This is a genomic window from Yersinia enterocolitica subsp. enterocolitica, from assembly GCF_901472495.1.
In the GTDB taxonomy this organism is placed as follows: Bacteria; Pseudomonadota; Gammaproteobacteria; order Enterobacterales; family Enterobacteriaceae; genus Yersinia; species Yersinia enterocolitica.
Map to the genome: position 1 here is coordinate 1,567,267 of NZ_LR590469.1, position 14,267 is coordinate 1,581,533.

The following is a 14,267-nucleotide window of genomic DNA, read 5'->3' on the forward strand; positions in this document are numbered from 1 at the left end:
AATATGATCCACATCAATTTTCACGCTATACTGCTTTGCTAGTATCTCGTTGTGCTTTATTAACCCTTAAGAGAGAGTTAGTGTGAAAGCTGACAACCCCTTCGATGCATTATTACCTGCGGCAATGGCTAAAGTAGCCGAAGATGCCGGTGTCTATAAAGCCACCAAGCATCCGCTAAAAACTTTTTATTTAGCGATTACTGCTGGTGTGTTTATTTCAATTGCGTTTGTTTTTTATATTACAGCGACTACCGGTACTGCTGGCGTGCCTTTCGGTTTTGCCAAGTTGGTAGGTGGTATTTGCTTCTCCCTGGGGCTAATGTTAGTGGTGGTATGTGGTGGTGATCTTTTCACTTCTACTGTTCTGACTACGGTGGCCAAAGCCAGTGGCCGTATTACCTGGCGTCAACTGGGATGCAACTGGGTTAATGTCTATATTGGGAACCTGTGCGGTGCGCTATTCTTCGTGTGCCTTATTTGGTTCGCGGGCCAATATACTGTGGCAAATGGTCAATGGGGCTTGAATGTTTTACAAACAGCCGACCACAAATTGCACCATACTTTTGTTGAAGCAGTATGTTTGGGTATTTTGGCCAACTTAATGGTCTGCCTGGCGGTTTGGATGAGCTACTCCGGCCGTACCATAATGGACAAAATGTTTGCGATGATTTTACCGGTGGGCATGTTTGTTGCCAGCGGTTTTGAGCATAGCATCGCAAATATGTTTATGATTCCTATGGGTATAGTGATTAAAAACTTTGCTTCGCCTGAGTTCTGGCAATCCATAGGAGCAGCACCTGAGCAATTTGCTAACTTAACCGTAAGTAACTTTATTATTGATAACCTGATCCCAGTCACTATCGGCAACATCATTGGTGGCGGATTATTGGTAGGTTTGACTTACTGGGTAATTTATCTGCGCGGTGACCAGCAACACTAAGTGTGGCCGCACACGGTTTTCGAAGAAATTCACATTAAAAGGTAGATGCATTATGACCGAACTTAATGAAAAATTGGCCAAAGCATGGCAAGGTTTTACCCAAGGTGACTGGCAAAAAGAAGTCAACGTTCGTGACTTCATCCAGAAAAACTACACCCCTTATGAAGGCGATGAGTCCTTCCTTGCCGGCTCTACCGAAGCGACCGACAAGTTGTGGGCGCAAGTTATGGAAGGTATCAAACTGGAAAACCGCACTCATGCGCCAGTTGATTTCGATACCGACGTAGCAGCGACCATCATTTCACACGATGCTGGCTACATTAATAAAGATCTGGAAACCATCGTTGGTTTGCAGACTGAAAAACCATTGAAACGTGCCCTGATCCCATTCGGCGGCATCAAAATGGTAGAAGGTTCTTGCAAAGTTTACGGTCGTGAACTTGACCCGCAACTGAAAAAAGTCTTCACCGAATACCGTAAAACACATAACCAAGGTGTGTTTGACGTTTATACCAAAGACATCCTGAACTGCCGTAAATCTGGTGTACTGACTGGTTTGCCAGATGCTTATGGCCGTGGCCGTATCATCGGTGACTATCGTCGTGTAGCCGTTTACGGTATCGACTTCCTGATGAAAGACAAACTGGCTCAGTTCAACTCTTTGCAGGATGACCTGGAAAACGGTAAAGACCTGGAAATGACCATTCAGCTGCGCGAAGAAATTGCTGAACAGCATCGCGCTCTGGGTCAAATCAAAGAAATGGCAGCCAAATATGGTTGTGATATTTCTGGGCCAGCAACTAACGCCAAAGAAGCAGTACAGTGGACTTACTTCGGCTACCTGGCTGCGGTTAAATCTCAGAACGGCGCTGCAATGTCCTTCGGCCGTGTTTCTACCTTCCTCGATGTTTATATCGAACGTGATATGAAAGAAGGTAAACTGACTGAAATCGAAGCGCAGGAACTGATTGACCATTTGGTAATGAAACTGCGTATGGTTCGCTTCCTGCGTACCCCTGAGTATGATGAGCTGTTCTCTGGTGACCCAATCTGGGCAACTGAGTCTCTGGCTGGTATGGGCGTTGATGGCCGTACTCTGGTGACTAAAACTAGCTTCCGCTTCTTGAACACCCTGTACACCATGGGGCCGTCTCCAGAGCCGAACATGACCATCCTGTGGTCTGAAAAGCTGCCACTGAACTTCAAAAAATATGCAGCTAAAGTGTCTATCGATACTTCATCTGTACAGTATGAAAACGATGACCTGATGCGTCCTGACTTCAACAACGATGACTATGCCATCGCATGTTGTGTTAGCCCGATGATTGTCGGTAAACAAATGCAGTTCTTCGGCGCGCGTGCCAACCTGGCGAAAACCATGTTGTATGCAATTAACGGCGGCGTTGATGAAAAAATGAAGATCCAGGTTGGCCCGAAAGAAGCGCCAATGATGGATGAAGTGCTGGACTATGACAAAGTCATGGAACGCATGGATCACTTTATGGATTGGCTGGCTAAACAATACGTTACTGCGCTGAACATCATCCATTACATGCATGACAAGTACAGCTACGAAGCTGCACTGATGGCCCTGCATGACCGTGATGTTTACCGTACTATGGCGTGTGGTATTGCAGGCCTGTCTGTTGCTGCTGACTCCCTGTCTGCTATCAAATATGCCAAAGTAAGCACCATTCGTGATGCTGATGGCTTGGCTATCGACTTCAATATCGAAGGCGAATATCCACAGTTTGGTAACAACGACTCACGCGTTGATGACATCGCTTGTGACCTGGTTGAGCGCTTCATGAAGAAAATTCAGAAGCTGCGTACTTACCGTGGTGCAGTCGCAACTCAGTCTGTGCTGACCATCACCTCTAACGTGGTTTATGGTAAGAAAACAGGTAACACCCCAGATGGCCGCCGCGCTGGCGCTCCATTCGGTCCAGGTGCTAACCCAATGCACGGTCGTGACCAGAAAGGTGCTGTTGCCTCTCTGACTTCTGTTGCTAAACTGCCGTTTGCTTACGCGAAAGATGGTATTTCTTACACCTTCTCCATCGTGCCAAACGCACTGGGTAAAGACGACGAAGTTCGTAAAGCTAACCTGGCAGGTCTGATGGATGGTTACTTCCATCACGAGGCGTCCATCGAAGGTGGTCAACACCTGAACGTGAACGTAATGAACCGCGAAATGCTGTTAGATGCGATGGAAAATCCGGAAAAATATCCGCAATTGACCATCCGTGTATCAGGCTACGCTGTTCGTTTCAACTCGCTGACTAAAGAACAGCAGCAGGATGTGATTACACGTACATTCACGCAGTCAATATAAGTTCTAACTAAAATAGATTAGACTAAAAGGCTCCACCTTCGTGGGGCCTTTATTTATCCAGTATTGGAGTAACCTGCAATGTCCGTACTTGGCCGCATTCACTCATTCGAATCCTGTGGCACCGTTGACGGCCCTGGTATTCGATTTATCGTATTCTTCCAGGGTTGCCTCATGCGCTGCCTGTATTGCCACAACCGTGATACCTGGGACACCCATGGCGGTAAGGAAGTTACCGTTGAAGAATTGGTCAAAGAAGCCGTTACCTATCGCCATTTTATGAATGCTTCTGGTGGCGGTGTTACTGCCTCCGGTGGTGAAGCCATCTTACAGGCTGAGTTTGTCCGTGATTGGTTCCGCGCCTGTCACGAAGAAGGTATTCACACTTGTCTGGATACCAATGGTTTTGTGCGCCGTTATGATCCGGTGATTGATGAATTACTGGATGCCACCGATTTAGTGATGCTGGATTTAAAACAGATGGATGACAGCGTGCATCAGAATCTGGTCGGCGTATCTAATCACCGAACCTTGGAATTTGCTCGTTACCTGGCAAAACGTAATCAAAAAACCTGGATCCGTTATGTGGTGGTGCCGGGTTGGTCAGATGATGACAAATCTGCTCATATGCTGGGTGAGTTCACTCAGAACATGACCAATATCGAGAAAATCGAATTGTTGCCTTACCATGAGCTAGGTAAGCACAAATGGATTGCCATGGGCGAAGAATACAAACTGGATGGGGTCAAGCCCCCTACCGCGGAGATTATGGACCGCGTGAAAGGTATTCTTGAAAGCTATGGTCACAAAGTAATCTACTAATAATCATCAGAACACTAGCTGATTTTCAATCAATACCGCCATGCAAGATTTCCTCGCTGGCGGTATTTTTTTGGCGGTTACACCGCAGCGAATGGTGTTTTTTGCTGATCGGGTTTGCGTAGCAACATCATTAAATACACCAAAGCCACACCCGCAATCATGATGAACAATAGATTGTCTGAATAGCGCTGCATCAATAATGAAGTCATGGTCGGGCCGGTCAGGCTACCGATGGTATAACTCATCAATAGCGCCTGATTCATTGCGACCAATTTATCGGCACTCACCTTTTCACATGCCCACGCCATGGCGACAGGATAAAGGGTAAAACCGGCGCACCCCAAAATAAACAGTGCCGGTGCCAGCGCATAGTTACCCAGAATGGCGATACTACCGAGAATCACCACAAACACCTGAATCCGCAGTACCAACAAACGACCATAGCGGTCGGCCATTTTGCCTATTGGCCACTGACCAATAATCCCTGAACTGACCAGCAACGCCATCCACCATCCAACACTGGCGTCACTCATTCCTTGATGCGATAAATACAACGGCAGCAAACCATAGAGCGAACCTAATAACACACCGGATATAATGCAGCCATTAATCCCCAAACGCGCACTACGGCGCTTCAGCATCGGCCAAACGGCGATATGGGGTACATCACCACTATCTTGATGAGAAAAATGTGCAAATAACAGCGGCAACATCGCGGTAATGACCAAAGCACTGACCCACGGAATAACACTCAGTAGTTGAGTCGAAACCACGCCCAAGAGTAATTGCCCAGTGACCGTGCCCAGATAGTAAACCATCATATAGGCCGCCAGCAGTTGCCCACGGTTGGTTACCGTACCACTGCGCAATAATGCGCTTTCGACAATAACCCAAATTAATGCGCACGCCACACCCGCGAAAAAGCGCCACCCTAACCAGCTCCAAAAATCAACCGACAGCATTAACCCGCACGTCGCTAGCGCGAATAATATACAGGAATAATGGTAGCTGCGATTAAAACCGAGTTGTTGGATAATCCGCCCGGCAATCAATGTCCCAACCAGATTCCCGCTAAAATACGATGAACTTACCATCCCCACTTGCCAGGTCGGCAATTGTTGATGAGATAGCCATAAGGGAACCAATGTATTTAAAACCGCGATAGAAATCGTAAACAGCAAAAGCCCACAGAGCAAAAGCAGCACCGGGCGAGAATATGCGGACATAATAAGATTGAAGCCGTCGGGACAAGAAAGTGAGCGCATCATGCCACTGGTGATAAAAAAGTCAATTACATCACGAGAGTTGATAGCACAATATGTTGTTGGATAAATCCCTGTGCGATAAATTTTGTGTATTCGCCATAACCCAAAAAAGAAAAAGCGCCCGTAGGCGCTTTCAGACTGCGACAAACCTCGACGACTCAATCTTGCAAGGTGAAGACAGGTAGAAGAGTAAAGCGTCCGCGCCATGGACGGCGCGGCTCGAGCCCCCAGGGAGGGGTTTACGGCGTCTTTACGATCTACCTGTTTTCACCGTTACGGGCACTTTGTCATTAACCTCAAAGCGCCCATAGGCGCTTTATAACTACTTGATAATCAAGCGAGATATATTGACTCGTGACTAACCAATAAATTCCAAACCACCCATATAAGGGCGCAAAACTTCTGGTACCTGGATACGGCCATCAGCCTGCTGGTAATTTTCCAGCACTGCAACCAAAGTACGCCCAACCGCCAGACCAGAACCATTCAGGGTATGAACCAAACGGGTTTTTCTGTCAGTTTTGTTACGGCAACGTGCTTGCATACGACGAGCCTGGAAATCCCACATGTTTGAACATGAGGAAATTTCGCGATAAGTATTCTGCGCTGGCAACCACACTTCCAAGTCGTAAGTTTTGCTGGAGCCAAAGCCCATATCACCAGTACACAACAACATTTTGCGATATGGCAATTCCAGCAATTGCAGCACTTTCTCTGCGTGACCGGTCAGTTCTTCCAGTGCCGCCATAGAATCTTCAGGGCGGGTTATCTGCACCATCTCAACTTTGTCGAATTGATGCATACGGATCAAGCCACGGGTATCACGGCCATAGGAACCCGCTTCAGAACGGAAGCAAGGTGTATGTGCCGTCATTTTCAATGGCAGAGACTCTTCTTCCAGAATCTCATCACGCACCAGATTGGTCACCGGCACTTCTGCCGTTGGAATCAATGCATAGTTGCTGCTGTCAGATTCTTCTTCCAGTGGTTTGGTATGGAAAAGATCACCACCAAATTTAGGCAACTGGCCAGTACCGTACAGAGTCGCATGGTTAACTAAATAAGGAACATAAGTTTCCAGATAACCGTGTTTTTCAGTGTGCAAGTCCAGCATGAACTGTGCCAATGCGCGGTGCATACGAGCAATTTGCCCTTTCATCACCACAAAACGCGCGCCAGTCAGTTTCACCGCGGCGGCAAAATCAAGCCCACCCGCCATTTCACCCAAGGAAACGTGATCTCTCACCTCAAAGTCATACTGGCGTGGTTCGCCCCAACGGCTGACTTCAAGATTATCGTTTTCATCTTTACCCACTGGAACCGAATCATCCGGCAGATTAGGAATCGACAATGCCAGATCGCGGATTTCGTTTTGCAACTTGTCCAATTCGGCCTTGGCTGCATCCAGCTTTTCACCCAACTCGTTGACTTCAAGACGTAATGGTTCGATATCTTCGCCACGCGCCTTAGCCGCACCAATCAGTTTCGATCGGGAGTTACGTTCTGCTTGCAGACTTTCTGTTTCAACCTGTAAAACTTTGCGGCGCTCTTCTTGTTGGCGCAACATCTCAACATCAAGTTTAAAACCTCTGCGAGCCAGTTTTTCGGCAACTGCGTCTAGCTCATTGCGCAGCATATTGGGATCGAGCATGCTAGTCCTGTGCTTGTAGTTATGGTTACACCCTTAAACTGGAATTGCAGTGTTGTTAGCAACGCCATGATTTGGGGTATAAAGGGTTATTGAAAAGAATTTAACCACGTAAGCAGCATAAACAGCCGCTTAGCAGTTCTATATAGCGCTAACCTTACCGCAACAGCAAGGCTAGCGGTAGCGTTTTATCGGGCTATTTTGATCCTGCTCAGCCAGCCATGCCAGCTTTTCACCAATTTTGCCTTCCAGACCTCGGGATGACGGTAAATAGTAGCGGGTCGAGGCCATTTCTGGTGGAAAATAGTTCTCACCGGCAGCATAAGCATGTTGCTCATCATGGGCATAACGATATTCAGCCCCCAACCCCATCTCTTTCATGAGCTTAGTTGGCGCATTACGCAGATGTTCCGGCACATCAAAGTCTGGTTTATCACGCGCATCTTGCATTGCTGCTTTAAACGCCGAGTAAACCGCATTACTTTTCGGCGCGCAGGCCAGATAAACAATAGCCTGAGCAATCGCTCGCTCACCTTCAGCTGGGCCAACACGGGTAAAACAATCCCACGCTGATATCGCCACTTGCATCGCGCGAGGATCGGCATTGCCAATATCTTCTGACGCAATAGCCAGTAAACGTCGGGCAACATAAAGTGGATCACCGCCCGCCGTAATAATTCGCGCATACCAATACAAGGCAGCGTCTGGCGCAGAACCACGAATTGATTTATGAACTGCCGAGATGAGGTCATAATATCGATCACCTTTATTATCAAAGCGCGCGCTACGCTCGCCTGACACTTCTTTCAGCAAATCCGGGGTTAACACTCGAACCCCGCTGGCATCTATTTCTGCCATATCGGCCATCATTTCAAGGCTATTCAAAGCACGGCGCGCATCGCCCCCCCACCAATTCAGACATCATGCGGCGGGTTTCATCTGGCAGTTTTATATTCTGCCCACCATAGCCCCGACTGCTATCTGACATTGCTTGATCGATAACTTTTTCAATGTCTGCGGCAGTGAGAGCTTTGAGCAAATAAACCCGAGCCCTGGAGAGCAAAGCCGAGTTCAGCTCAAATGAAGGGTTTTCAGTAGTGGCACCAATAAATGTGATCGTGCCATCTTCGATATGGGGCAGGAATGCATCTTGCTGGCTTTTATTGAAGCGATGAACTTCATCAACAAATAAAATTGTTCGCCGCCCCGCGTCGCGGTTTTGGCGGGCACGTTCAATCGCTTCACGAATTTCTTTAATGCCAGAGGTCACCGCAGAAATACGTTCAACATCAGCTTGACCATAACGGCCAATAATTTCTGCCAACGTGGTTTTTCCGGTTCCCGGAGGCCCCCAAAGGATCATTGAGTGTAATTGCCCGGCAACGATTGCCCGCGGTAACGGTTTACCCGGAGCCAGCAAATGCTGCTGACCAATATATTGCTCCAACGTCAAAGGCCGCATACGCGCGGCCAATGGCTGAAACTCATTCTGGGAAAAGTCGAGGGACATATTACTCACACTGACCTCACTGCCGCTGGTCGTCCAGCGTCACGCCTTTTGGTAGGGTAAACTTAAATTTGCTGGCATCTGCTGAGCTATTTTGCTGGCCTTTCAGCGTATAAGCACTGCGCTGCCCATCTTGCTCAACCGCCGTAAAGCTTTTAATGGTGCCCGTTGGCGTTACTGTGATAGCAAATTGCTTCAGATTGCCGCTGGCACTTTTCGGCGTCAGTTCAAAATCATCACCTTTCTGCTTCACATTATATTGTTTCCAATCATCTGGATTATTACGAGTAATAAGCATAAATGGTGTATTGCCTGTGGCATTTTTCAGCCAGGTCGCCGTTGCCTGTTCAACAAATGGGTTATAGAACCACAATGTTTCACCATCAGAAATCAAAACGCTCTCGTCAGGGGAAGTCATGTGCCAATTAAATAAATTAGGCCGCTTCACCCATAACTCACCCTCGCCTTCTTGTACCGCAGTACCCTCTGAGCTGGTCACTTTTTGCGAGAAGTTAGCATGGAAACTGTTCACCTTGCCCAGGCGAGCTTGTAAGTCGGAACTGGCATCGGCCAGCGCGTGAGCCGAAATTAACCCCGATAACAGACAGCAAGCAACAAGCAGTTTTTTCATTATTCTAAATACCTTATAAAATTCTCTGATAAATATGGGGTTACGCTTCTTTGCATAAGGGCCGCAAAGCGGCCCTGCAGACTGCTGACAACCCCCAACGACTCGATCTTGCAAGGTGAGGACAGGTAGAAGAGTAAAGCGTCCGCGCCAGGGACGGGTTTACAGCGTCTTTACGATCTGCCTGTTTTCACCGTTACGGGCACTTTGTCATTAACCTCAAGGGCCGCAAAGCGGCCCTGTCTATACCCGTCATCTTTCAAGATACCGGGGTGTTGGCTGCCATCACTCACCCAAATCATTGAGTTATCTCAACTCCTTGGGTTTATTTGGTTGCCGCCGACCTGCAACTCGAAATCTATTGGGTATATGTTAACTGCCTCAGAGTAAAAGGTTACTCATGAGGTGGTGGCGCCAATACTTCACGATTACCGTTATGCCCCGGTGTACTGACAATCTGCTGAGCTTCCATTTGTTCAATGATACGTGCAGCTCGGTTATAACCAATACGGAACTGGCGCTGCACACCGGAGATAGACGCACGGCGTTTCTCCAAAACAAAATTCACCGCCTGATCAAACAGTGGGTCCAACTCTTCGTCGCTATCCAGACCAAGGCTGCCGCCTTCGCCCTCATCGCTACCACTGAGAATGCTCTCAATATATTGAGGCCGACCACGCGCTTTCCAATCATTAACAACTGCATGCACTTCCTGATCTCGGACAAAAGCACCGTGAACACGTACCGGAATTGAGGAGTTAGGTGCCATATACAGCATGTCCCCCATACCCAGTAGTGATTCCGCTCCCCCCTGATCAAGGATAGTTCGTGAGTCAATCTTGCTGGAAACCGTAAATGCGATACGGGTTGGGATATTGGCTTTAATCAAGCCAGTAATCACATCCACAGATGGCCGCTGAGTTGCCAGAACCAAATGAATGCCAGCAGCTCGGGCTTTTTGCGCCAAACGAGCAATCAGCTCTTCAACTTTCTTACCCACCGTCATCATCAGGTCAGCAAACTCATCCACCATAACGACGATATAAGGCAATTTCACCAGCATTGGTGGTGAGATATCCATACTATCGGAGGGTTTCCAGAATGGATCTGGAATTGGCCGACCCATAGCTTCAGCTTGTGCAACTCGCTCATTATACCCAGCGAGGTTACGTACACCTAAAGCCGACATCAGCTTATAACGCCGTTCCATTTCACCAACACACCAGCGCAATGCATTCGCCGCATCCTTCATATCCGTAACCACTTCGGTTAACAGATGAGGAATGCCCTCATACACCGACAGTTCCAACATTTTCGGGTCAATCATGATAAAGCGCACATCATCTGGCGTGGCTTTATACAAGATGCTGAGGATCATGGCGTTAACACCAACCGATTTACCGGAACCGGTTGTACCCGCCACCAGCAAGTGCGGCATTTTTGCAAGATCAGCCACTACCGGTTGCCCGGCAATATCTTTACCCAATACGATAGCTAACGGTGATGGGTTATCACGGAATTTTGCGCAATCAAGCACTTCGCGCAAATAAACGGTCTGACGATGTTTATTGGGCAGTTCCAGCCCGACATAAGGCTTGCCAGGAATGACCTCAACCACACGGACAGCAATGGCCGATAGCGAGCGAGCCAAGTCACGAGAAAGATTGGAAATACGTGAAGCTTTGACGCCAGGGGCTAAATCAAGTTCAAAGCGGGTAATCACTGGCCCTGGTGAAATACCGACCACTTCCGCTTTGACCCGATAATCCCCTAGCCGCGCTTCGACCAAGCGAGCTGTTTGCTCCAAAGCAAACATATCAACCGGCTCTTCTTCCGCTGGCGGTGAAGAAAGGAGATCCAGCGTAGGCAATGGGGTTGTCGGTTTGACCAAAGGTTGGTCATTACGCATCAGGAACGGGTGAATCAAACTGTCCATCGCCGGAGCTGGCTGCACCGGTGATACTGGCTGTACTGATGCCGTTGCCGTAGGTTGCACTGGTGTTGATTGACCTGAATATGCTTGGTGCGTTTGATTTGCCGCTGGTGGCTGATAGGCCGAAACCTGTTCAGTGTGCTCTGGTGCTGAAAAACTTTGCACAACTGCAGGCTGTGCGGCTTCATCAACATACGGAGACAGTGTGAACAAAGGCTCACGCGGGCTTTCATCAACCAGATCGGCAACAGGTGAGAACGTGAAGGCACTGCGTGTATCAACAGGCTGCATCTCTTCAACAACAGCATGTTCATATTGGCTATTGTCACTGTTTTCACCCTGCATTGCGCCATAGCGATGTTGTTGCTGTGCGGCAAAAGCTTGTCGTAATGCCGCCTCTTGTAAGGCTTGCTCATCTTCAGGCTCTACCGCTGAGAAAGTATTCACTCCCGTATCGGCTGATTGCCCATAACGTTCGGATTGCTGATCAGCGAAGGCTTTACGCAAGATTGCCTGCTCTAATGCATCATCATCTTCAGATATGGCACCTGCGGTAAACGGTGTTTCGGGTATTTGAGGAGTTTGAACTTCTTGCTCACGTTGCTCCTGCTCCGCGATACGTTGAGACGGGAGTTTGATGCCGTAGGATGCCAGCTCGCGCCTTGTCGGGATGCGGACAGGATTAGGCCGTGGTAACTCCGGTCCTATACCTTGTTTAACCTGCGAACTGCTATCACTGGTAGCAGTAAATGCTGGCATAAACGTAGCTGCGGCTGCACTTGCTGCGACAATCCCAGCAGCAGAAGCAGATCCAGAGCGACTGACTGACCCCATCGCGGCCAGGCTATCTGTATCTGTGCCTAACCCTGGATTCATATATGGTGTATTTTCCACCTGATCGCTATGGCGTTGTGCCGCAGAAAAATCAAATGGTGAATGGCTGGTTGGGGTTGCCGGTTTATCCCATGAACCCAGTTGAGGCTCAGGCCGTTCAACCGGTGGCGTAATCCGTGTTGGCGCAGGAGACGCCGCGTCTTGTGGGATCTCAAAAGAATAAAGCGGCGGCGTTGTGGCGACATTATCAACCATCGGTACTGCGCTGTGATTGATAATGGGTTCAGACGGATTCCCAGCCGAAGCTAATCCCGGCTGTTCGCCATTATCTGTCGCACGCAATGTACTTAATAATGGATCATAATTATTTAATGGCTCATCGCTTTCAGCCACAATTTCATCTGTCGGAATTGCCCCATCCAATATTGGGTGGGCTGGCGTGTCAGTTACAGATGGTGCCGAGAACAAAACATCGTCGTCATCTGCATGGGCTGAATTGGCCACCAGTGCGCTAGCCGCGGCGACACCTGCTACCGCTTTATTATTTGCGCCAACACCCTTATTTTGCTCGACGGTATTCGCTTCTTCAGTTTGGTAATCGTCATCTTCATTATCATAACGCTCTTCGCGACGTGAACGATTAGTCATAAATGTTAATGAACCTAAGACGACTCCACCAATCTTCTCCGCAATGACTAACCATGACCAGCCAGTGAAAAGCGTCAGACCAACAGCCCAGATACAAAGCAACGTCAGGGTAGCGCCAACGCCATTGAACCACGGCAACATGGCATTACTGAATAGACTACCGATTACCCCACCTGAGGCGAAGTAATACAGATCATCAATATTTAAGGCAGCCAGCCCGCATGACGTTAAAATCAGCGCTAACGTGCCAATCAGCCGCAGCGAGAGAGCAAAGTAATCGATATGTTCACTGGCATCACGCTGGCGGAACGCGGCCCAACACAACATCACCATAATGGCGGGAATTGCATACGCCAATACACCAAAAGTGAAAAACAATGTATCAGCCATCCAGGCACCTACGCTCCCGCCAAGATTATGGATAGGCTCGTGCCATGAGGTTTGTGACCAACTCGGGTCTGAAGGATTGAAACTAAGCAGCGCGGCCATTAGGAAGGCTGCCAAAATGGTTACTACAATCAAAACAGCCTCAAGCAAACGACGCCCACTGCTGAGTTTTTTCAAAGTAACTTCTTTATCTTCTGTATATTCCTGGCTCAAGAAAGGCTCTCCAGGTTCCTGTTAACTAGTATGAATAACAACGCCGAGAACCTTCCCGGCGCTGAAACTGTATGAATAAACAGGAGTGTAACCAAATTACTCAGGTTTTGCACCTGCCTGTTTATCGCGTTTTAATCACCAAGTGGCTAGTCTGCTTCACTTCTTCCATCACCACATAGGTCCGAGTGTCATTCACACCCGGTAGGCGAAGCAAGGTCTCACCGAGTAATTTACGGTAAGCAGACATATCGGGCACGCGGGTTTTCAATAAATAGTCAAAATCACCGGAAACCAAGTGACACTCTTGAATTTCATCGAGTTTTTGTACTGCGGTGTTAAATTGCTCAAACACATCCGGAGCACCACGATTCAGAGTAATCTCAACGAAAACCAGCAATGATGCATCCAAATATTGTGGATTAAGCAGTGCAGTATAGCCATTAATGAAGCCTTGACGCTCTAAGCGGCGAACCCGTTCCAGACATGGTGTTGGTGACAACCCTACTCGTTTTGAAAGCTCAACGTTGGAGATACGCCCATCCTTTTGTAATTCATTTAGGATGTTACGATCTATCCGATCAAGCTCTTTCCCCGGACGTTTTTTATTATCTGTCATCTTATAGTCTCTCTTAATTTCCTTAAGTCTGCGACATACTCTCATCATCAATAAATTTAGAATATGTGGCAAACAACGACCCGCAGCCTGTTTTATGCAAATATATCAATACGTTGTTATCTCACACCCTGTCTGTCCAATCGCATGCGAGGCACTCGATGATTATTAGCGTTGAGGAAGAGATAGCGCATCACGAGCAACCGCAGAAACATCCCCCCTACGGTTGTTCGAGAACATACTCCACATGCCATCCAGTATTAATCGAAAACATTCCAGGGCTTTCGATTGGTATCACTGATACCAAATCTGAAATTATGGCGCGCAGATAATTTCTTCTTCCTATGATGTTTTCGCAAATGCACAGCCGATTGTCAAAGTAAAAGAAGTTAAATCAGTAGAACGTGCCAGAATTAAAATCTTAGCCCCCTTCTCTAACCTATTTTTTCACCGTTTTTTCGCGATGAAATGGCACTAAAAGGCATTTAGTACATTGC

General features: G+C 48.0%; 8 protein-coding genes and 1 pseudogene. 3 read left to right on the top strand and 6 right to left on the bottom strand.

The genetic code is table 11. The features are described 5' to 3' along the window. Positions 1-82: 82 nt before the first annotated feature. The 3 genes from focA (at position 83) to pflA (ending at position 4,094) form a co-directional block, all read left to right on the top strand. Entirely contained in the window at positions 83-940 is an 858-nt protein-coding gene (gene focA, locus FGL26_RS07475; RefSeq protein WP_005166519.1) for a formate transporter FocA, read from the top strand. Positions 941-992: 52 nt separating this feature from the next. After that, entirely contained in the window at positions 993-3,275 is a 2,283-nt protein-coding gene (gene pflB / locus FGL26_RS07480; protein ID WP_005166521.1) for a formate C-acetyltransferase, read from the top strand. A 78-nt stretch (positions 3,276-3,353) separates the two neighbouring features. After that, a complete protein-coding gene (gene pflA / locus FGL26_RS07485; protein ID WP_005171041.1) occupies positions 3,354-4,094 on the top strand; it encodes a pyruvate formate lyase 1-activating protein in 741 nt (246 codons plus the stop codon). Positions 4,095-4,171: 77 nt separating this feature from the next. On the opposite strand, the gene FGL26_RS07490 is transcribed toward pflA, so the two are convergent. From FGL26_RS07490 to lrp, 6 genes and pseudogenes are all read right to left on the bottom strand, one after another. Next, positions 4,172-5,320, bottom strand: coding sequence for an MFS transporter (locus FGL26_RS07490; RefSeq protein ID WP_005171044.1), 1,149 nt, complete (start codon positions 5,318-5,320; stop codon positions 4,172-4,174). A 397-nt stretch (positions 5,321-5,717) separates the two neighbouring features. Beyond that, positions 5,718-7,010 carry a serine--tRNA ligase gene (gene serS, locus FGL26_RS07495; RefSeq protein ID WP_005162747.1) on the bottom strand — a complete coding sequence of 431 codons (1,293 nt, stop codon included), beginning with the start codon at positions 7,008-7,010 and terminating at the stop codon, positions 5,718-5,720. A 171-nt stretch (positions 7,011-7,181) separates the two neighbouring features. Continuing rightward, a pseudogene (locus tag FGL26_RS07500) lies at positions 7,182-8,526 on the bottom strand (replication-associated recombination protein A). Between the two features lie 7 nt (positions 8,527-8,533). Further along, positions 8,534-9,145 carry an outer membrane lipoprotein periplasmic chaperone LolA gene (lolA, locus tag FGL26_RS07505; RefSeq protein ID WP_005171053.1) on the bottom strand — a complete coding sequence of 204 codons (612 nt, stop codon included), beginning with the start codon at positions 9,143-9,145 and terminating at the stop codon, positions 8,534-8,536. Positions 9,146-9,536: 391 nt separating this feature from the next. Beyond that, positions 9,537-13,157, bottom strand: a complete 3,621-nt coding sequence (locus tag FGL26_RS07510) for a DNA translocase FtsK (protein WP_005171070.1) — start codon at positions 13,155-13,157, stop codon at positions 9,537-9,539. A gap of 121 nt (positions 13,158-13,278) precedes the next feature. Then, complete coding sequence (gene lrp / locus FGL26_RS07515) at positions 13,279-13,773, bottom strand: leucine-responsive transcriptional regulator Lrp (protein WP_005162770.1); 495 nt, start codon at positions 13,771-13,773, stop codon at positions 13,279-13,281. Positions 13,774-14,267 lie beyond the last annotated feature (494 nt).